The 21,582-nt window shown below is 43.6% G+C and carries 18 protein-coding genes; 16 read left to right on the top strand and 2 right to left on the bottom strand.

Translation table 11 applies throughout. The annotated features are described in order from the left end of the window. Window positions 1-63: 63 nt before the first annotated feature. Complete coding sequence (locus tag ACEN8J_RS10440) at window positions 64-1,050, bottom strand: LacI family DNA-binding transcriptional regulator (RefSeq protein ID WP_029518499.1); 987 nt, start codon at window positions 1,048-1,050, stop codon at window positions 64-66. Between the two features lie 177 nt (window positions 1,051-1,227). Between ACEN8J_RS10440 and ACEN8J_RS10435 the strand changes: the two genes are divergently transcribed. The 16 genes from ACEN8J_RS10435 (at window position 1,228) to ACEN8J_RS10360 (ending at window position 20,535) form a co-directional block, all read left to right on the top strand. Further along, complete coding sequence (locus ACEN8J_RS10435; protein WP_495594471.1) at window positions 1,228-3,036, top strand: cache domain-containing sensor histidine kinase; 1,809 nt, start codon at window positions 1,228-1,230, stop codon at window positions 3,034-3,036. Then, window positions 3,029-4,135, top strand: coding sequence for a response regulator transcription factor (locus tag ACEN8J_RS10430; protein ID WP_495594470.1), 1,107 nt, complete (start codon window positions 3,029-3,031; stop codon window positions 4,133-4,135). The genes ACEN8J_RS10435 and ACEN8J_RS10430 overlap by 8 nt, the downstream gene beginning before the upstream one ends. A gap of 199 nt (window positions 4,136-4,334) precedes the next feature. Beyond that, window positions 4,335-5,636, top strand: coding sequence for an ABC transporter substrate-binding protein (locus ACEN8J_RS10425; RefSeq protein ID WP_029518496.1), 1,302 nt, complete (start codon window positions 4,335-4,337; stop codon window positions 5,634-5,636). 79 nt (window positions 5,637-5,715) lie between these two features. Then, entirely contained in the window at window positions 5,716-6,594 is an 879-nt protein-coding gene (locus tag ACEN8J_RS10420) for a carbohydrate ABC transporter permease (protein WP_495594469.1), read from the top strand. A 28-nt stretch (window positions 6,595-6,622) separates the two neighbouring features. Next, window positions 6,623-7,465 carry a carbohydrate ABC transporter permease gene (locus ACEN8J_RS10415; protein WP_029518494.1) on the top strand — a complete coding sequence of 281 codons (843 nt, stop codon included), beginning with the start codon at window positions 6,623-6,625 and terminating at the stop codon, window positions 7,463-7,465. A gap of 491 nt (window positions 7,466-7,956) precedes the next feature. After that, window positions 7,957-8,658 carry a response regulator transcription factor gene (locus tag ACEN8J_RS10410; RefSeq protein ID WP_069011312.1) on the top strand — a complete coding sequence of 234 codons (702 nt, stop codon included), beginning with the start codon at window positions 7,957-7,959 and terminating at the stop codon, window positions 8,656-8,658. Next, window positions 8,655-9,641: a sensor histidine kinase gene (locus tag ACEN8J_RS10405; protein ID WP_342426082.1), complete on the top strand. Its 987-nt coding sequence runs from the start codon at window positions 8,655-8,657 to the stop codon at window positions 9,639-9,641. The genes ACEN8J_RS10410 and ACEN8J_RS10405 overlap by 4 nt, the downstream gene beginning before the upstream one ends. Before the next feature lie 100 nt (window positions 9,642-9,741). Further along, on the top strand, window positions 9,742-10,521 hold the full coding sequence (locus ACEN8J_RS10400) for an ABC transporter ATP-binding protein (protein WP_029518491.1): 780 nt from the start codon (window positions 9,742-9,744) through the stop codon (window positions 10,519-10,521). Continuing rightward, window positions 10,487-12,499, top strand: coding sequence for an ABC transporter permease (locus ACEN8J_RS10395; protein WP_029518490.1), 2,013 nt, complete (start codon window positions 10,487-10,489; stop codon window positions 12,497-12,499). The genes ACEN8J_RS10400 and ACEN8J_RS10395 overlap by 35 nt, the downstream gene beginning before the upstream one ends. Window positions 12,500-12,680: 181 nt before the next feature. Further along, window positions 12,681-13,790, top strand: coding sequence for a TolC family protein (locus ACEN8J_RS10390; protein WP_029518489.1), 1,110 nt, complete (start codon window positions 12,681-12,683; stop codon window positions 13,788-13,790). Between the two features lie 35 nt (window positions 13,791-13,825). Next, entirely contained in the window at window positions 13,826-15,286 is a 1,461-nt protein-coding gene (locus tag ACEN8J_RS10385; RefSeq protein ID WP_165150588.1) for an efflux RND transporter periplasmic adaptor subunit, read from the top strand. After that, on the top strand, window positions 15,283-16,020 hold the full coding sequence (locus ACEN8J_RS10380; protein ID WP_029518487.1) for an ABC transporter ATP-binding protein: 738 nt from the start codon (window positions 15,283-15,285) through the stop codon (window positions 16,018-16,020). Before ACEN8J_RS10385 ends, ACEN8J_RS10380 begins: the two co-directional genes overlap by 4 nt. Continuing rightward, window positions 16,017-17,231 carry an ABC transporter permease gene (locus ACEN8J_RS10375; RefSeq protein WP_029518486.1) on the top strand — a complete coding sequence of 405 codons (1,215 nt, stop codon included), beginning with the start codon at window positions 16,017-16,019 and terminating at the stop codon, window positions 17,229-17,231. The genes ACEN8J_RS10380 and ACEN8J_RS10375 overlap by 4 nt, the downstream gene beginning before the upstream one ends. A gap of 66 nt (window positions 17,232-17,297) precedes the next feature. Next, a complete protein-coding gene (locus ACEN8J_RS10370) occupies window positions 17,298-18,239 on the top strand; it encodes a polysaccharide deacetylase family protein (protein ID WP_342435116.1) in 942 nt (313 codons plus the stop codon). A 40-nt stretch (window positions 18,240-18,279) separates the two neighbouring features. After that, the gene (locus ACEN8J_RS10365) at window positions 18,280-18,756 is read left to right on the top strand and encodes an RNA polymerase sigma factor (protein WP_449292773.1); all 477 of its coding nucleotides are present in this window, start codon (window positions 18,280-18,282) and stop codon (window positions 18,754-18,756) included. 177 nt (window positions 18,757-18,933) lie between these two features. Further along, entirely contained in the window at window positions 18,934-20,535 is a 1,602-nt protein-coding gene (locus ACEN8J_RS10360) for an alpha-amylase family glycosyl hydrolase (RefSeq protein ID WP_069011325.1), read from the top strand. 243 nt (window positions 20,536-20,778) lie between these two features. Here the strand turns inward: ACEN8J_RS10360 and ACEN8J_RS10355 are convergent, their stop codons facing one another. Continuing rightward, window positions 20,779-21,561 (bottom strand): HAD family hydrolase, encoded by a 783-nt coding sequence (locus ACEN8J_RS10355; RefSeq protein WP_029518482.1) that lies wholly within the window; start codon window positions 21,559-21,561, stop codon window positions 20,779-20,781. Between the last annotated feature and the right edge of the window lie 21 nt (window positions 21,562-21,582).

The raw sequence follows: 21,582 nt of genomic DNA, 5'->3' as shown, positions 1-21,582 counted from the left end.
ATCATATTGATTGTTTTACGAAAGGATATTAATCAATGACAATAAGACTCTCAAGTACTAATTTTAGCCTTTTTTGCATGAGCTTTCTCGAATGACAAGCTTAGTCCCGATCACGCTATACGCAGGTGGTTCACGCCCCTCAAACCGTTCAGAGAGCAGTTGCACAGCAGCCTTTCCCATCTGTTCGGGATATGCACGGATAGTGGTTAGCGGAGGCTGCACGAAGGCTGCCATCTCAATGTCGTCGAAGCCAACAACAGCCATATCCTCTGGTACCTTGACTCCAAGTCCATGAAGGGCGCGGAGGGCACCAATAGCGAGCGGATCGCTTGCGACGAAGCAGGCTGTCGGTCGTTCCTGTTGGGCTAGGAGTTCGTTCATCATGAGATAACCATCCGCGGTACTCCAGGAACCTATACGGACGAATTGAGGATTGTACAACCCTTGTTCCCGCATGAATCGTTCAAAATAATGCGCCCTTCGCTCACCGTCGCTCTTACCGCCGATAAATCCGATTTGTCGATGGCCAAGCTCAAGTAGATGTCCGAGTGCCTGATCAACAGCTTGTCTGAAATGAAGTCGTACAGAATCATACTCCAACTGTTCATGGTACTGGTCGACAAGGACAATGGTGTTCTTGTCAGGATGAAGCTTGAATACCTCTTCAGGATCAACGCCGCCCACAACAATCAGACCATCCGCCTTCTGTAAGGTGCCGATGGACGAGCGGCCTCGCAAGGTCTGTCCCAACGTCAGGCCAAGCTCTTCACAGCGCAGTTCGATTCCACGGCGGATCGAGGCGTAATAAGGATCGTCTCTTTCCTCCTCAATAGAACACCACAGCAGGAGGGAGACCATTTTCCCGGCCCGTTCCGTATTCTGCTTTAATTGCCTCAGCCGGGTAGGCTTATACCCGAGTTGCTCGGCAACCAAAAAAATTCTGTTTTTGGTGTCTGAGCTTACGGACAGTGACAGATCGTTATTTAAAACCCTTGAAACGGTTGCGGCAGACACACCCGCTTCGCGGGCAATGTCTTTAATGGTTGCCAAAAGAGCTCACACCTTTTTAGTTAATAATTTTACTAAAAATCGACTTTATCCTAACACATCTCTAAAGTACTTTCAAGATGGACGGTTGAATTTTTTAAACTTTATTTTTGATCTACTACTGTAGAGATTGTTTGTGTTAACATGATGGATATTCTCTTGATGACGGAGGGGTTCTAGGTGAATATTCTGTCACTAGCTCGTAAGTGGTTTGGTCGACTTCGCTTTAAAAGCAAGGTTATAGCGGTATTTCTTCCGCTAATTATTGTTTCTCTGCTTATTCTTGGACTATTGTCCAACCAACTTTTCAGCCGTTCTTTGATAGACCAAACTACCAGCAATGTGGTCGATGAGTCTCAGCTTATCTTGTCTAGGACCGATTACATATTCAGGAGTGTGGAGACGGCGGCCAATATTATGGTCACGAATATTAACCGGATGTATGATTCATACGGTGCCAAACCTGATACTGCCATGGAGCCTATTCAGTTTGGAAACTTGATGCTGAGCCGCCTATCCATTGATTTGTCAATCTTTCGTGAGGTGGATGCCGCTGTCTTCATTGATAACGAAGGGAAGATTTTCGCCTCTTATACCGAAAGCGGGGATGATCGCAAGATCTATAGCATGCTTAAGCGGGTAAGGGAATCTGAAAGTTATGGACAGGCCCTCTGGTTTGATATGGAGAAGAGGGATTTCCTAACACCAGATCCGAGCTCTCCCGTTTTGACGCTGGGGAAGACGGTCATTAATATAGACACCGGCGAACCATATGGAACGCTTTTTCTGTTAGTGAAGGAAGAAGGTTTGTCCGATTACTTTCGTTCCAGCGATCCAGATGCACCCAAATCTTATTATTTTTTAGATAACGAAATGCGCGTGGCTGTGGCAGAAGACAATGAGATGCTGATGAATCCGGTGAATCCACAGCTGGGTGAGGCCATCCAACGTTGTGCCCCTAATGCATCCCATGGAACGTGCTCATTCGAGTATGAGGGCAACCTGATAACGGTCACTGATTATAACCGAATGGAATGGAAGTTGGTCAATATTGTTTCTCTTAGCCTGCTTACAGCTGATGTCCGGCAAAATGTTAGATTGTCGCTATTAATCGGTGTGTTATGCCTTGTTTTTTCCTGGCTGGGTGCTAGCTTTCTGTCCAGAATGGTCGTTAGTCCTCTCGAACAATTGACTAAGGCCATGCGAAAAGTAGTAACTGGTGATTTGCAACCTGTTGCGACAGTCCGTACTGAAGATGAAATCGGTACCATTGCGGAAGCGTTTAACTTTATGGTAAGACGGGTTCGGGAACTGCTGGATGAGGTAAGGCAGGAACAGAACCGTAAGCGTGAATATGAGCTTGCACTGATAAGCGCCCAAATTAAACCGCATTTTCTGTACAACACTTTGGATACCATTTATGCACTCAATGAGTTAGATCGTAATGAGGAGGCTAGAGATACTACAAAAGCGCTGGCAGATTTTTATCGAATGGTGCTGAACAAGGGACGGGAACTAATCACTTTAGAAAAGGAAGCTCAGATTACTGATGATTACCTGACGATTCTGCAAATCCGTTATCCCGATGTGTTTCGCTATGAAGTGGATATTCCTCCCGAGTTTGAAGGTACACCGATCCCGAAGCTCTCGCTTCAGCCGCTTGTCGAGAATTCGATTTACCATGGCCTTAAGAAGAAAGGAACAAAAGGTTTTATCCGCATTTTTGCCTTTAGACAGGGCGATAAGGTGGTCGTTAGAGTGGAGGACAACGGTGTGGGGATGAACGAAATACAGGTTCAGACCATTGTGTCCAGACATTTGCCGGAAGAAGGAATACGATCAATCGGCACCTACAGCGTTCAGCAGCGGCTGAGCCTGTATTTTGGCGAGGAGTATGGGATATCCGTGCAAAGTGTGCTCACGAAGGGAACAACTGTTGACCTGTCGCTGCCGATGCTGCCAAAGGGGAGTGAACACCAAAATGTATAAAGTGATGATTGTCGATGATGAACCGCTGTTCCGAGACTTTCTGCGTATGAAGATAGATTGGGAAATTCATGGTTTTCGGGTTTGCTGCGAAGCAAGGAACGGACAGGAAGCACTTCAGGAAGCCGAGCGGCATCAGCCACATCTCGCCCTCGTAGATATCAATATGCCCTTCATTGACGGAATTGAATTAGCCAAGAGGTTGAAAGTCAAGTTCGAACGCATCGTTATTGTATTCATATCTGGACATAACGAATTTGAATACCTACAGAAGGCGGTTCGAACCGGAGTACAGGATTATTTGTTGAAGCCGTTCAATGCAGAAGAAATGCTCTCGATGTTGGAACGCATTAAGCCGAAGCTACCGGTGCTTCCACAGGAGAGCGAAAGTGCAGAGTTAAGGGGACAGGGCGGCGAAGTGTTGCATAGCAGAGTAGGTATGCCTGATTTGGGCCATCTACGCGATGCGGTTGTGCTTGACCTCCGAATGAAAGACAGTGAAACGCTAGAGGAGGTCCGTAAGGCAATCCGTCAGCTTAGTAAATATAAATGGGGAGACGAATACGCAGATGCGATGCTTATGGGAATCGTATCTTTAGCCCTTTCCTTTGCCAGTGAACGAGGCATTCCTTATGACCGGCTATGGGAAAATGGAGGAGACAATTCTCCTTACGAACGGCTGCGAGAGTTAGATTCCTGGGAGGCTGCTGAAGGTTGGATGCTCGCTCTATACCGCAAGCTGATCCAACTGATGGAGAATATGCGTCCTACGAAGGCTTCCAATTTATTTGTAGCGGCGATCAACTATATTGAGGAACATTATGCAGACTCAGAGCTGTCTGCTGAGCAGGTTTCGTGCGGAGTTTTCGTCGATCCCAGCTACCTGCGCCGCGTATTTCGCAAGGAGTCTGGCTTTTCCATAGTGGATCATATTACACACATCCGAATGAAGAAGGCTAAGGAGCTTTTGCTGAAAGGAAATCGGAAGCTGTCAGAAATCGCTGAAAGTGTAGGATACAGTGACCCCAATTATTTTGGCAAATGCTTCAAGAAACGCTTTGGCATGACACCCACTGAATATGAGCAACTCAAAAAAAGGTAGCGCCTGTCCTGCGAGGCAGGACAACTTCGATTTAAGCCTGGCGGTTTTCCTATATACGGAGAACCGCTGCTCTATTTGTCCCGTTTTTTACTGGTTATGCCCGTTTTATTCCTTAATCAAGAATAGAAGCGGCAGTATACTGTAGTCATGCAAATGAAAGCGCAAACATAAAACACACTGCATGAGGGGGATTAAGCAAATGAAAAAAACTTACAAAAGTTGGAGTGCAGCTTTGCTAGTGCTCACTATGTCGATTGGATTGATTGCTTGTGGGGAAGATAACTCGACCTCTTCCAAGAGCGAGGCAGGGGACGGTACGATCAAATTAAAGGTGTATGCACAACATTTTGATGACGATACCATAAAGCCGTTCGATTATGCGGTGGAAGAGCTTAAAAAGAAGATGCCAAACGTAGAAATTGAACTGGATCCTGCCGTACAGGACGGAGGACAGAAGCTTAAAACCTATGCGGCAACGGGCAATATGCCGGATGTCTATTTAGCGGATTGGGCTGTCCTGCAAACTTTCGCAAAATCGAAAAATGTTGAGGTGCTGGACAGCTATGACACAACGGCCGAATTCAAGAAGAATCTTAACCCGGGTGTTGAATCGCGTTTGATAGCTCCAGACAACCATGTGTATGCTTATCCCGAAACCGGCATTGAATTCCAAATGATCTATTACAACAAGTCAATTTTCGAGAAGGTAGGAATTAAAACACCGCTTAAGACGATTGACCAGATGGCCGATGCAGCGAAAAAGTTGAAAGCTGCTGGTTACGTACCTATGTCAATCTTTGCCAAAGAAAAATGGATCACGACCGCTTTCTATAATGGGCTGGTTACAAGGGAGCAGCCGCGTGGATTCGGAGCACTTGATGAGAAGGGTGTAAAAGCATTGCCGGAAGCATTCGTAACAGCGGCACAGCAGATGAAGCAACTGCAAACAGCCGGATTATTCGATGCAAACGCGACGAATACCAATTATGATCAGGCTTCGTCCCTGTTTTATCAGGGCAAAGCTGCCATGTTCGTGAATGGACAATGGGAAATTTACAGCTCACAGGAAAAGCTGGGCGACCAGGTCGACTGGATGTACTGGCCTGCAAAGGATGAAGCAACCTACGAGAAATCCAAATATTTCATTGACGGCTCAGGTTCTCCACAGGGCTACGCAGTATCATCGAGTAGCAAAAATAAGGAAACAGCCGTAAAGGTAGCGGCATTCCTTGCCACAAAGTCAGCCGAATACAGATACACTCAACTTGGAAGCCCAATTGTTTCGCAGAAAGTGGATAAGCCAATCGCCTCCAATGTTCCAGCAATGATGCAGCGAGTTGTCAAAGAGTTGCTGCCAAATGCGCAGGAATATGCTCAACTTCTGAGTAGTACAAAAATTCAGAACACTATTAATGACAATACTCAGAATTTGATGGTAGACAACTTTTCTGAAAACGATTTTGTGAACAATCTGAATAGCACATTGGATAAAGAAAACTGAGAATTCAGGAACTCGGCTGCCCTTGGCGGCATAAGTCGCTAGGGGATGCTGTTCCGAAGATAAGGGGTGGAAGCAAGACATGAATAAATATTTGGGGAACAAACCGGCACTCGCACTGTTTCTCCTCCCTGCTTTGATACTGTATAGCGTGATTTTGATATATCCCGTTCTGCAAACCGTTCTTCGCAGCTTTTATGATTGGGATGGCCTGAGTACGCTGACCTTTTCGGGACTGAGTAATTATCGGGAACTGTTCTCCGATCCTCTACTTGCTACTTCGCTTAAGAACGGATTAATATTTGCCATTGTGCTAGCGGTCTTTCAGATCGGACTGGGAACACTATTAGCGCTAATCTGTGCGGACCCGCGCACACGCGGGCGAAAAATACTGAAAACGTCTTATTTTATCCCAGTTGTCTTATCGGTAACCGTGGTGTGCCAGCTGTGGATCGCAATCTATGACCCAACTAACGGATTGATCAATCGGTTGTTTGATATCCTGAACATCCCTTATCAGCAAAATTGGCTGAGCTCCCCGACAGCATCGATTATTGCCATCGCCTTCGTTAATGCCTGGCAGTTTATGGGGTATCAATTTGCGCTACTATATGCAGGAGTTAAGTCAGTACCCGAGGACTACTTTGAAGCCGCCACGATTGACGGCTGCAGCAAATGGAGAGCGCACTGGCATGTCACACTTCCTCTGATGAGGGAAACGTACAAATTCTGCTTCATTATTGCGATTACATCTGGAATAGGGGCCTTTGTGCAGATGCTGATTATGACAAACGGAGGGCCCGGCACTACAAACTATACATTGACATTCATGATTTACCGCTATGCTTTTATGGAAAGCAATTATGGGTATGCGTGTGCTGTATCCGTGCTGCTTGTACTAATCTCACTACTGGCAACTGTAGTTATCAATAAGCTGTTCGACCGCGGACAAACCGCCTGATAAGGCGTGTATTGAAAAGGAGAACGAAATGAGTAAAACTGCTTTGAGCAAGTTCAGACAAGCTGTTCTGCAGATACCGCTGTGGTTGTATTTTATTGTTTCGGTCTATCCGTTGTTCTGGATGGTTTCCTACTCGTTCAAGAACAACGATGAGATCTTTGTCTCTAACCCATTTGGACTGCCAACGCATTTTCGTTACGAAAATTACATCAATGCGTGGACGCAATTTAATATTCCCCGTTACTTTCTGAACAGTCTGGTCGTATCAACGATTTCGACTTTGTTCATTCTTTTGCTGGCTCTGATGTTTGCCTTCGCAGTGGCTCGTATGAGATGGAGGTTTCGTTCAGCTGTCCGGACTTATATGATCATAGGAATGTTTATGCCACTGCAGGTTATCATGATACCGCTGGCGATTCTGGTTCGCGATTTTCATCTTACGAATACGTACGGAGCTCTTATTCTTCCTTATATCGCAATTGGGCTTCCTTTCTCGTCAATGATTTTCTATGGATTCCTAACAGCAATTCCTAAGGAGATTGAAGAGGCGGCATGCATGGATGGAGCTAATATTTATAGACTGTTCCTGAAAATCATTATGCCACTTGCATTGCCTGCAATTGCGACGGTAGCCATTTTTCAATTCTTGAACAACTGGAATGAGTTCACTTTGGCCTATATTCTAATTTCTGATGAAAATATGAAAACATTGCCTCTAGGCTTACTTTTCTTCCAGGGTTCCTACAGTACGGATTGGGGAGCCATGGGAGCTGTTATGACTATGGCCTCCTTACCGATGGTACTTGTCTACCTGTTCTTGAGTGAACAAGTGGAGCGGGCGATGACGGTAGGTTCTGCTGTAAAAGGGTAGAAAGGATAAAATGCCCGGCTAGAGAATCAGAAAAAGATTCTCTAGCCGGGCATTTTTGATATGTACATACGTTAATTCAATCCGACGATGGTTTGTGGCTAATCAGAAACCTTACAGTAAAATAAAGGTTTTTGTAAGTTTAAACTGTTGTTCGTTATGTAGAAGCTGTTATGCTGGTAAACAGCTAGGCAAGGAAAGAAGTGAAGCAGACTTTGAAAGATCCAAAGCAAAGTTTCCATGAAACATTAAAAAATCGTAAAAGAACTATTATAACAGTCACAGTTATCGTTATTATAATTATATTGTTAATCACTCTGGTGCTCGGCACCATGTATATAATTCGGGATTCAATATACACCACCATGAAAAACTCCTAATCATCTACAACCAAAGGGGGTTAGATTGTTGTTATTGCTTGAACGATCAAATAAAGGCATTATATAGAGAAATCAGTTGTTAAAAATTCAAGCACTAAGAAGGTAGAAAACACGATGCAGAAGATATTAATAGTAGAGGATGACCCTCAAATCAGCTCCTTGCTCCAATCCTATCTTGAGAAATATGGTTATCAAGGAATTATTGTTTCAAATTTTGATCAAGTTCTGGCTATCTTTGAAGAGGTAAAGCCTGATTTGGTACTACTTGATGTGAATCTACCTCGTTTTGATGGATTTTATTGGTGCAGGCAAATACGGACTCAGTCTACATGCCCCATCCTTTTTGTGTCTGCACGTGATGATAAAATGGATCAGGTCATTGCTTTGCAAAACGGAGCAGATGATTACATTACGAAACCATTTTATCCCGAAGTACTACTGGCCAAAGTAGAAAGTAATTTACGGCGTGCCTATGGTTCCTATGCCGTTGCTCCACCATCACGATCCTTAACGGTGTCAGGCTTGACTTTGTATCCCGACATTATGGAACTTGTATACCATGACAAGCAGGTAGAGATGAGTCATAAAGAAGCGGCCCTCCTGGAGCTATTGATGACATATCCTAAGCAGGTTGTAGGGAGAGTTCATATCTTAGAGGCTTTATGGGATGATGACCAATATGTAGGGGAGAACACACTGAATGTTTATGTCACTCGTGTCCGCAAAAAACTGAGCGAGCTGGGACTAGGGGATATCATAGAGACGGTTCGAGGCGCTGGCTATCGGCTTCACTTGACTGAGGAGGAAGAACGGTGAAGCTTTTTTGGCGTGACCATTTTTCGCTGGTCATTTTTAATATCATCCAACTTTTTCTTGTGTTAAGTATCTATTGGATGGATGGTTACCGTAACTGGTCGACGGCCCTATATTCCGTCTTTTTTGGGTCCATCCTATTGGGGGTCTATTTGCTGTTCCGGTTCGTTATGTATTCTGGTTTATATCGCATATTATCCACTACAAACATTAAAGATTTAGATGAGCTTATTCAGATGAAGGTACTTAATCCGTTAGCCGCTTCTTTACAACATTTGCTTTTGCAATATTATCGATTGTATCAGTCCCGAATTCATCAGTTAGAGCATCAGCAGCGCGATCATATTACGTTTATCAATCAGTGGGTTCATCAGATGAAAACTCCTCTTTCTGTTATTCATTTAATCCTCAAAGGAAGAATAGACCCCGAATCGGATCAGATTCACGATGAGATTGATCGAATGGGAAAAGGACTGGACATGATTTTGTATATGTCACGATTGGAATCCTTTGAACCTGACTTTCATGTGGAGCCTGTTGTATTACGAAAGCTGGTTAGTGATGTGATTTATGATAACAAAAGATTATTGATCCGCAACGAAATTTATCCTTCCAATGAAGTGGACGAGCAGTTGAGTGTGATTACCGATGCCAAATGGCTAAGATTTATCATTAATCAATTGGTGACTAATGCGATAAAGTACTCTTCAGGTCATGCTCACAGTCTGAAGCTGATGTCTGACGTAAGAGAGCATGTCATTGTGTTGGAAGTAAAGGATGAGGGGATTGGTATCCCTAAAAAAGACATAGAACGGGTATTTGAGGCTTATTACACAGGTGAAAATGGGCGGAAGTATCGTGAATCAACCGGGATGGGACTCTATTTGGTGTCTGAAATCTGCAAAAGACTGAATCATGATATTCAATTGAAATCGACGGTTGGTAAAGGGACGACGGTTCAAATCCTGTTTTCCATTGGCAAATGAGAAACCTTACAACACATTTAAGGTTTTTGTAATGTTAATCGGTCGCTTCACTTATCTGGATGGATTATGATCATAGCATAGGAAAAGAAAGGAATGAACGATGGAGATTGTACGAATGGATCAAGTTACCAAAATATACTATGGCAAGGTTCCCTACCGAGCTCTTAACAATATCCATTTAACGATCAAACAAGGCGAGTTTGTTGGTATTATGGGGCCGTCTGGTAGTGGGAAGACTACATTATTAAATATGATTTCGACCATTGATATGCCGACTTCTGGCGAGGTTAGCATTAAAGGAGAAAATCCACATCTGCTCAAGAAGGATAAGCTGGCTTTATTTCGCCGCAAAGAACTGGGCCTTGTATTTCAAGATTATAATTTGCTGGAAACCCTCACTTTGGGAGAAAACATACTGTTTCCTCTGATGCTCAATAAAAAAGGGTTAAAGGAAATGGAGCACAAACTGGAAGAGGTAGCGAAAAAACTGGATATTACAGATGTTTTGGACAAACGGCCTTATGAGGTATCGGGGGGACAAAAACAACGTGCAGCCATAGGCAGGGCTATGATTCATTCTCCTTCGCTCCTGCTTGCAGATGAACCAACCGGAAATCTCGATTCCAAGTCTTCGCGTGTTGTAATGGAAATGCTGAGCCTTGTCCACCGTGTAGACTATTCTACAATTGTGCTGGTAACACACGGCGCCTTGGAAGCCAGCTATTGCGACCGGGTAATTTTTATTAAAGATGGTGAGTTATATAATGAAATCCGTCGTAGTCATAGTCAGCAAATATTTTTTCAGGAAATCATAGATATGCTCTCCTTTTTGGGGGGAAGTAGACATGCACATGAGCTTTCGTCTGTTAGCATGGAATAATCTCAAACGCAATGCGCGTGCTTACGTTCCTTATTATTTAAGCAGCTCCTTGATGATTACGATTTTTTTCGTATATGCGGTATTTATTTTTCACCCGGATGTCTCGAATGTAATCACAGCAGCTAATGTAAAAAAGGGATTACAGGTTGCGGATCTATTGATTTTTGTATTTTCCTTTTTTTTCGTATTATACACAAATAATATCTTTGTTGCTGCACGTAAGAAAGAATTTGGTATACTCACCATTTTAGGAGCAAGTCATAGGCAAATTTATTTTTTGGTAGCTTTTGAAAATCTAATTATAGGCTTTTTATCATTGGTGACCGGGATGATCGGAGGATTTGTTTCAGCGAAGTTTTTCCTGCTTATGGGTTCCAATGTCATAGGAATGTATTTAAGATTTTATTTTCCCTGGAAAGCACTTGCCTTTACAGGAATTGGATTTATGTTTTTGTTTATATTGATCTCACTTGTGTCTGTTTTCTTTATCCGACGTTTTAAACTACAGCAGCTTTTTAGCAAGGCTCCTCAGCTCAACAAAGAGCCTAAAGCTTCATGGAGTCTGTCCATTCTTGCCGTAGTATTAATCGGAGCGGCTGTATATTTAATGAAGCTTGATTTTTCACCCTACATTTATCTGGCACCTTATCGTTTAGGGACCCTTTCCTTTTATATATTGCACTATTCGGTTGGAGACACCTTTAAATATACAATTATAATGGGATCTCTGGGTATTTACTTATTTTATACTCAATCATGTGTACTATTCATTCAATTGCTTAGAGCTAACAGGAAATGGTCTTGGAGCGGATCGCGTTTGTTATGGTTATCTGAGATCACATATAAAATGAGGAATAATGCCGGGCTTTTTTCATTGATTACCCTCATTTCTATCATTTCCTGTGTAGGAGCCGCATCAACTTTTGACTCCATGCAACAGCAAAAAAGATTTCTTAGGGAGCAATCTTATTCATTTGCATTTACTTCTGATGTTGTAAGTTCTAACGAGCTTGAAAAAGAGATTGACCAAAATCTGTATACGGCTGGGGTGGATTATGGAAAAGGTGAAGTATTAGTCTTCCCTTTTCGGGAACAGATTGCGCCAGTGATGAAACAATCCAACTATGAAGCACTTGCTTCCAAGTTTAAGAAGCTAAAACAGGTACCTACGCTTCGGGAGAATCAAGGTTTTTTCATTATCGATCCAAACGAGATGCCTCTCGAAGAAAAGAAAACCCTTTTTGAAAAAAAGCTAACTTACAAGCAAGGGAAATCTCATATGATGAATCTTGAGATTATGGATACTAAGACGATAGATCATAACCTGAAGTTTGATGGAAATATCGTCTCTGAACTAGGAAGGCTACTTGTTGTTACTGATCGAACTTACGACTATTTAATTGAACATCGGTATTTCAATGATCCGTTGGCATTTAAATCTACTTATTATTTTGTGCCAAAATGGAAGAATGGCCAGCTTTCCTTAGAAACTTCTGAAACTCAACAAGAGGTATGGTTGTATTCTGTGTTGGCCAATAGGGTGAATAAAGGGGTGCTTAACTCTAGGGCCGTAGACTATTTGACATCGGAGATGGATCTGGTTATTAGTGAATTTATTGGCGGATTTATCGCCATTATTATGTTGGCAAGTACAGTAAGCCTGCTGTATTTCAGACTATATGTAGATCTTCAGCGAGATGAAGAAATATACCGAGCTTTATCGAAAATTGGACTAAACTCAAGGGAAATGAGACAATCGGCTTCCAGACAAATTGCATTCCTGTTTCTTTTGCCATTAGTCGTATCGTCTATGGGAATGGTGCTTTGTTTAGTGATGTCAGAACCATCTGTAATATATGGAGTACCCGTTCATCTTACGCTGATTCAGATTATGCTGTGCTTCTGGGCCATCCAATTTCTTTCCTTTCTTATTGTACGTTCTCTGTATCTTCGTCAATTAGATTTAAAGATACTATAAGGAACGGTACGTTGTGTGTAAAAAGTTGCAGAAGGGCAGGACGGTGTTCCTCCTTTCTGGAATGTGCACCGAATAGAAGGTAAGGTCTCAAGTGGGATACAGAAGAAAACACATAATTCATATAACAACCTATTTAAGAACCGACCTTAGTCGTTACCATATTTTTAAAGTGGGGATATCTATGAAAAAACGTATGTTCATTTTATTGCTGCTCGCCTTGTCGGCCAGTTCTTTATCAGAGTCCTTTGTTCAAGCAGAGGAGGCGCAGCAGCAGGTTACCAAAGCAAGTGTGAAATTAACACTGAGTCAAGCCCAGCAGTGGGCACAATCCAATAGTTTTAGCTTGAAGGAAGCCCAGCAGACGATAGATCGCAACCGGATTATGCTAAAAAATGCAGGCAAGAATCTGGACTTCATTCCGGCAGGTCAAGGCAACGGTGAAGAAGATGCGGCTAGTAGTTCAGCATGGAAGGGGTATGCTTCATCGACAGTTTCTTATTTGGAATCCAAAAAGCAAATCGAACTTGCCCAAGATCAGACAGATTACACTGCAATGAAGAATTATTATGACGTACTTCTGGCTGATAACAAAGTAAAGAGTAGTGAGGATGCACTTTCGCTTGCGCTATTGGAGGAAAAAGCTGCTGAAGCGAAGGCCAACCGTGGAAAAATTTCTCCAGGTGATCGAAGTACGATTATTCAGACTCGTATAGAGGCTCAAAAGAATGTAGACATTGCTAAAGCTGCACTGCAAAAAGCGCAGGATTCGCTTAATACACAAATGGGACAGTCACAAGGAAATTTATATGAACTGGTGGACAGACCCGTTTACCGGAAAATGGATAACACGAATCTGGATACGCTAGTGTCGCGTGCCATCTCAGCGAGTCCTTCGGTATGGAGACAGGAGGAGGCAGTCAAGCTAGCAAAAATGGAAATTAAATATTACACGTGGAACTCGGGAACGGATGACTATGAAATTAAACAGATAGATGTAGATTCAGCACAAGGTGGACTGGAAAATACCAAGGATCAACTGGCAGAAACACTGAAAAGTATGTACTTTAATTTACAGCAAAATGAAGAACAATACGAACAAATGCGAAGTAATCTACAGAACCTTAGTAAAGTGTTGGACATTTCTCGCAAAAGAAAGGCACGTGGATTTGCAACAGGTACGGAGGTCGCCACGAATCAGTTGAAAGTAAAGCAAATCGAACGGAATATGGATGAACTCATTGTTCAAATGACGCTGCTGCAACATGCTTTAAACAAGCCGTGGAGTGTATAGGATTTAGCAAAAATACAATTTAAGGGGATATAACATTGTCGGAAACAGAAAAGAAAGATAAAAATTCATTACAAGTATTAAGAAAGAAAAGAAGAGTGAAAAGGAGCATAGGTATTCTGATCTTGCTCATTATAGCGGGAATTGGCGGTACGCTCTACATGAAAAGGGGCCAGGAAAAACCTGTGGAGGCTCCGGCGAATCAGGTCGTACAGGTACAAAAAGCTAACATAACCGAGTCGCTTAGCGTGACTGGAACCGTTCAGGCTTCCAAGGAAGTAAATATTAATTTTACAAATATCGAGGGTGCCAAGCTCGTCGCTGTCAATGTCAAAGCAGGAGATAGCGTCAAGGCAGGTCAGGTGCTAGCACGACTAGATGATTCAGATGCCAGGCTGCAAATTAAGGATGCCGAATCTAATGTCGCAATTGCAAGGGCCAAACTGGACGAAGCCAAGCGCGGACCCAAAACAAATGATATCGAGCTACAGAAAGCAAATGTCTTAAAGGCACAGATGGCGATTAAAACAGCCAAGAACGCGATGGAATTAGAGGAAGCTGCTGCGCAAAAGGAGGCAGCCAAGGTGACTTTGGATAAAGCCCAGAAGGATTATGATGACCAGGCTTATCTGGTTCAGAATGATGCGGCAGCAGAAAGTGACCTGGCGACAGCCAAGCAAAATCTGGATAAGGCAAAACTGGATATGAGCAATGCAGAGCTGCAGTACAAGAAGGCACAGACTAAGCAAACTGAGGCGATCGAAGAGGCGGAAATGGGCTATAAAACAGCATTAATACAATTAAAGGCTGCACAGTCCCCACCTGAAGCTTCCAACATCCAATCTGCACAAGCTTCTTTATTGCAGGCTGAAACGGCATTAGAGCAGAAGAAAAGTGTTCTAAGTAAATTACAGGTTACGGCGCCGTGGGACGGGATTATTTTGAAGGTCAACGGCGATGTGGGCACTAGTCCTACTGCACCTTTTATTGTCATGAATAACTCCAACACAGGGGTTATGAAGGTTCTTGCCAAGGTGAACGAAAGTGATATTGCTAAATTAAAGACCGGACTTCAGGCGACAATGCACTCGAATTCATTCCCGGACAAACAATTTAAAGGCGAAGTACGCTTTGTTTCTCCAGAGCCGGTGACGGAAGCCAATGTGACTACATACAAAATTGAATTGTCTTTGGATAGCCAAAACATAAGGCTGCAACCGGGGATGAATATGGATGTATCTCTACTGTTAGCTGAACACAAAAATGCGCTGTCTGTGCCATTGTTTGCCTTGAGGTCTGAAGGCGGTGTGGATGGAGTATATGTGGCGAAGAACACAGCGAATCCGGCCGATTATGAGTTTAGACCCGTGAAACTGGGTGTCTATACAGCGGATCAGGCCGAAATCAAGTCCGGTGTCAAGGAAGGTGAAACCATTGTTATTCCTCCTCAGAACAGCAGTGCTGACCCGAATGGCAGTGGAGGGGGGCAGACACAATGAGTGAAACTCAATCCAATAACACCGTTATTGAAATTAAAGAGCTGAAAAAAAGGTATGAAGTAGGCGGTCAGGAGATTCAGGCTCTACGCAGTGTGAACTTATCTATTAGCGAAGGGGAGTTTGTTGCTATCATGGGGCCCTCTGGTTCAGGCAAGTCCACCATGATGAATGTTATTGGTTGCCTGGATCATCCGGATACCGGTAAATACTATCTGGATGGTTACTCCATATTGGATGCTCGTGAGAACGAACTTTCAGAGATTAGAAATCAGAAGCTAGGATTTGTGTTTCAGAAATTCTATCTCCTGCCTCGTACTACAGCTTTAGCAAATGTGGAGCTGCCTATGATGTATGCAGGTGTTCCTGCCAAGGAGCGTCGGGAAAGAGCTATAGAGGCGCTTCGGATGGTGGGCCTTGCAGAACGGATGTATAACAAGCCTAACGAGCTTTCTGGCGGTCAGCAGCAGCGGGTTTCCATCGCCCGAGCTTTGGTGAATCATCCGGTCATTCTGCTGGCAGATGAGCCTACGGGTGCACTGGACACGAAGACGAGCATCGAGATTATGGAGCTGTTCCAAGGCTTGAATGAGCAAGGAAAAACCATTGTCCTGGTTACTCATGAACTGGAAGTAGCGGAATATGCCAAACGATTGATCAGCTTTCGGGATGGTAACATTGAGCGAGATGAGCCTATTGCAAATAGACGAATTTCATCAAGGGTGGTAAGTCTATGAATCTGATGGAAACGATCCGTGTATCGATGAACAGCTTAACTACCAACAAGATGCGCTCATTTTTAACGATACTCGGTATTATTATCGGGGTGGCAGCGGTGATTGCCATTATGGCCATCGGGAATGGCTCAAAGGCCAGTATTAAGGAGGAAATCAATAAGTTAGGAAATAACGTACTTTTGGTTGCTCCCGTCATGCCAATGACTGAGGAAGAAATAAATCAGGATACCTTGCCCTCATTTACGTGGACAGATGTCGAGGCATTGGAACAAAAGAGTTCGATTGCAGCAATGATGCCCCGTATTTCAAGCAGTTCAAAAGCTGCATGGGGGCGATATAACTATAATGCAACCATTGTAGGGACATCTGCTTCATTTTACAAGGCCAAAAAGTTTTCCTTTGCCGAGGGCAGAACATTTACCAACGATGAGATGGATAAACGTAGGAATGTTGCCATTCTGGAAAGCCAAGCGGTTGTGCGTCTTTTTGGTGGAGATACCAAAGGCGTATTGGGACGAACGTTTCAAATCAAACAGATCCCTTTCAAAGTAATCGGAGTATTGAATTCTCAGCCTGTTACGAATTTAAGCTACAGTACAAATGATCAAATCTACATCCCGGCTACAACCATGATGAACCGTCTGGGTGAGAAAAACATTACTGGTCTGGAGGTATCCGCCAAGTCACCAGGCTTGATGGGTCAGGCTCAATCAGACATATTGGAAAGCTTGCGTGTGACGCATCAGCTAAAACCTTCGGAACCGGATCAATTTCAAGTAATGAGTCTGTCCGAAGCAGCAGGTGCAGCATCCGGTGTAGATAATATCATGACCAGCTTGCTGGGAGGTGTAGCTGCGATCTCACTTGTGGTAGGGGGAATCGGAATTATGAATATTATGATGGTGTCGGTTATAGAGCGCACGAAAGAAATTGGTATTCGAAAAGCTATTGGTGCCAAGCCAAGAGATATTATGATTCAATTCCTGTCCGAAGCGGTCATTTTTGGTCTGCTAGGGGGGATGCTCGGGGTTGTTACAGGCGTAGGCGCCTCCAAAATAATCGAAGCAACAGCACGCATGACCATTGAATTTACAATCTCGCCGATCCTATATTCGTTTCTTAGCTCTGCAGGTACAGGCATTCTATTTGGGGTATATCCGGCTTATAAAGCAGCAAGATTAAAACCAATAGATGCATTGAGATACGAATAATTGAATGGGCACATGGTCGCAACATAAAACGTGAACTGCTTCTAGATTTTTGGAGGAATATATACTATGGAAAAAAGCTATGTGCAAAATAGAACCAGAGCTCATCGAATGAAGAGGAAGAGAAGAAGACTACTGTTTATTATTCTCATTTGTATGGTTCTAATGATTATAAAACTCTTTGACATCTTTAGTAGTAAACCACAGCCAGTAAAAACGATTGAATATGCAGAAAAAATAGAATCAGTATCAACCGACAAACTAAATAACAAATCCAAAGGGAGCGAATCTTCTCTACAAAATGTTTCGGGTGTTGAAGATGCAGCATTTGTTGAAAAGTACTTAAATCAGCAAATGCAAGGGCAGCGACCTGAGGGGATTGACGGTAAAAAAGTAGTCTATTTATCTTTTGATGATGGTCCATCGGTTACCGTAACGCCTAAAATATTAGATATTCTTAAAAAAGAAAGTGTGAAAGCAACGTTTTTTGTGGTAGGAAAAGCAGTAGAGGAAAATGAAGTGACTAAAAAAATAACAAAAAGATTGGTTAAGGAAGGACATGCGATCGGAAATCATACCTACTCACATGACTACAGTTATTTGTATCCGAATCAGACTGTGAATTCGAGCAGTTTTATGAATGATATTGAAAAAACAAATCAAGTTTTAAAGCAAATATTGGGGCAGAATTTTTCCACAAGAGCGATTCGATTTCCAGGCGGCCACATGACATGGCAGAGAAATGATCCCGATGGTATGGAAGTACTGGACAAAGCACTACAGGATAAGGATTACCATCAGATTGACTGGAATGTGTTACCTAAAGATGCAGAGGGTGCACGTAAGAATGCTGAGCAATTAATTAGTGAATTCATGAGAAATATTGGGACTAGAGAAAAAGCAGTGGTACTCATGCATGACACTTATGGGAAGGAAGAAACAGCCAAAGCCTTGCCTGAAATCATAAGATATTTAAAAAAGCAGGGATATGAATTTAAGACTATCAAGTAACGTACCGATTTCAATCAAAGCAGAAGGGATACGCAATAATATGGATGTTAAAGATCTGGAGGATCTATATTTATCTTGCAAATCAGACCTCTTTGGCTATCTATTGAGGATATTGCATAACAAACAGGATGCTGAAGATTTGTTGCATGAGTGTTTTATTCGGTTTATAAGAGCTTCGCCTGACTTGCCCCAAGATCGTATTCGGTTTTACCTTTTGAGAATTGCCAAAAATTTAGCTATAGATTTAATGAGAAAACGAAAAAAGATGGAGGAATACATTTTACGTAAGGGGCTGCTCCACTATCACTGGGATATCCTTGATTTTGAAATTCAGGAGGAGGTCAATCAAATTCTCTTGATGGCAAGTAATACCGAGCAAAGAACGGTACTTGAATTGCGATTAGTCCAAGGATACTCCATAAAGGAAACGGCTAGAATTTTAAACAAGAGTGAGAATGCAGTGAAGTCTTCGCTTCACAGAGCTTCCCAACGTATTAAATTGAGATATATTTCTTGAACTGATTGGATGAAAAGAGGAGTAGACATAGAGTCTGCTCCTCTTTTGGCTCAATACAGAGATAAAACAATAAGATCGATATTTTCCACCATAATAGATAATAAATATCCCCTTTTTTTGGATTGTTTCTATTTATAATGAAAGCGCACCCATAACAATCAAAGGAGCTGATTTGTTTTGACACGTAACAAACGCTTAAGAAGATTGTCCACCGCCATGTTAACGGTGCCTATGCTCACGATGTTCGCTTCAAGTGCAATGGCAGAGCAGGAATCGAACGGACATAAGCCTCCGGTTTCTACTGGAAGCGGCGTATTTTATGAAATTTATATCAATTCTTTTTATGATTCGAATGGAGACGGACATGGTGATTTGAAAGGAATCACACAAAAGCTTGATTACTTAAACGATGGAAAACCCCATTCGGGTAGGGATTTGCAGGTCAGCGGCCTCTGGCTTATGCCCCTAAATCCATCTCCAAGCTACCATAAATATGATGCAACTGATTACTATCAGGTGGACCCACAGTATGGGAGTCTAAATGATTTCCGCACCTTGATGAAAGCAGCGGACCGAAAGGGCGTTAAGGTGATCATGGACCTTGTTATCAATCATTCAAGCAGCGAGCATCCATGGTTCAAGGAGGCCAGTGCCAACCCGCAAAGCAAATTCCACGACTATTACGTATGGGCGGATGAGAACACAGATTTGGAAGAAAAGGGCTCGTGGGGTCAGCAGGTATGGCATAAGAATCCGAATGGCGAAGGGTATTTCTACAGTACGTTCTGGTCGGGCATGCCGGATCTGAACTTTGACAATCCCGAAGTCCGCAAAGAAATGATCAAAGTCGGCAAGTATTGGCTGCAGCAAGGTGCAGACGGGTTCCGACTTGACGCGGCGATGCATATTTTTAGAGGACAGACGAAAGATGGTGCGGATAAGAACATTGCCTGGTGGAGTGAATTTCGTTCCGAGATGGAGAAGGTAAATCCAAATGTATATCTGGCAGGAGAGGTATGGGACAAACCGGAGACCATAGCTCCTTATTACGGACAGCTCCACTCCTTGTTTAATTTTGACCTGGGCGGAACGATTTTGAAGTCCGTGAAAAACGGCCGAGATCAGGGTATCGCGGCATTCGCCGAGAAAACGCTGCAACTGTACAAATCATATAATAAGGCGGCACTCGATGCTCCGTTCCTGAGCAACCATGACCAGACTCGTGTCATGAGCGAGCTAGGCGGGGATGTGCGAAAAGCCAAGCTGGCCGCTTCCATTCTTTTAACGCTTCCGGGTCAGCCGTTCCTCTATTATGGCGAAGAAATTGGTATGAAGGGAGAGAAGCCTGATGAGTTTCTTCGTGAGCCTATGCGCTGGTACAAGGGAGAGGGCCCTGGTCAAACGACATGGGAGAAACCCAAATACAACAAAGGCGAGGTATCAGTGGAAGCGCAGCTGAGAGACGATGATTCCCTGCTGGAAAGCTATCGCACACTCATCCGTCTGAGGGAAAAACATGAAGCTTTACGCAGCGACAGTCTGCAACCTATACAAGCAGGCTCTGCCAGCGTGACCGCATTTAAACGTACTTCAGGCAAAGAAGCACTGTATGTATATCATAACCTGTCTGGAGAGCCGGTTACCTTGCAGATGAAAGATCCCGATAAGGGTAAATGGAAAGTGGTCTTCTCCACCTCAAAGGATGTGAAGGTGAAGAAAGGAACAGTTAAAATTCCGGCTTACAGTTCTCTGATTACCGAAGAAGACAGAAAGAGCTGAATATACGCAAAATTACCGTTCAGATGAAGCAGGACATATATCGTTGAATCCAGTTTGGGGTGTTAACAGCACCCCTTTTTTCTATTGAACCGGAAACGTACGTGTTCTAACTATACCGATTTGACGTAAAGCACGCCCCTTAGAGTACACACAGGGAAGGAAAAATGACATTCTCCAGTGTATATTCCAAGGGGCATTATTTAATACCCTCAATCATAGTAAAGATCGGACGATTCCATATGATTATAAAGGGGGTATGCCTTCCGGTATGTTTCGACTCTTGCTCTTGGCAAGCAACTGCTCATCAAACGGCAAATTCTCTTTGATCGCCCACAGATCGTCATAGCTGAGAATACAGCGATCAGCTCTGGACAGATCCTGCCGGCCGGAGCCGGGGTTATGGAAGCCGATACAGTACATTCCTGCACTTTTGGCTGCCTGGACCCCGTTATGTGAATCCTCAATAACGATGCAATGGGCTGGTGCAATGCCTAGCTGCTCGGCGGCGTATAAGAAGATGTCCGGTGCCGGCTTACCCTGCAGTACCTCTTCACCGGTGATTCGAATGTCAAAGTAACGGCCAAGTCCTGTCTTTTCCATAATGAGATCAATCAGCGCCCGCGGAGAGGAAGAGGCCACCGCGACCGGAATCCCTTTCTCTTGCAGCCAGTCCAGCCACCGCTCCAGTCCATCGATCGCCGCAAGGCCCTCGTGTGCAATCATTGTCTGCATCACATTTTTTCGGTGATAGGACAAGGCCTCTTCCACCGTATTGGTGAGCTGATGCCTGTCCAGCACTTGACGCCACATGGATTCGAGTGTCACTCCGACATAGGTGTGATGCTCTTCTTCCGTCATGGGCGCACCGAAATGGGCAAAGGAGCTGCGTTCGACCTCAAAGTAGATCGGTTCGCTGTCTACTAACACCCCGTCCATGTCGAAAATGACCGCTTTGACTGGAACGGACGCGGATAGGTCTCCTGTGCATTCATTATTCGTCGGTGTAACATGATGGATGCTCGTCATGTCCATTCTCCCCCTTGTTAG

The sequence above is a fragment of the Paenibacillus sp. Paensp38 genome, assembly GCF_059491915.1.
Note: the sequence above shows the minus strand (reverse complement) of the source record. Positions and strands in the feature narration are given on the sequence as shown.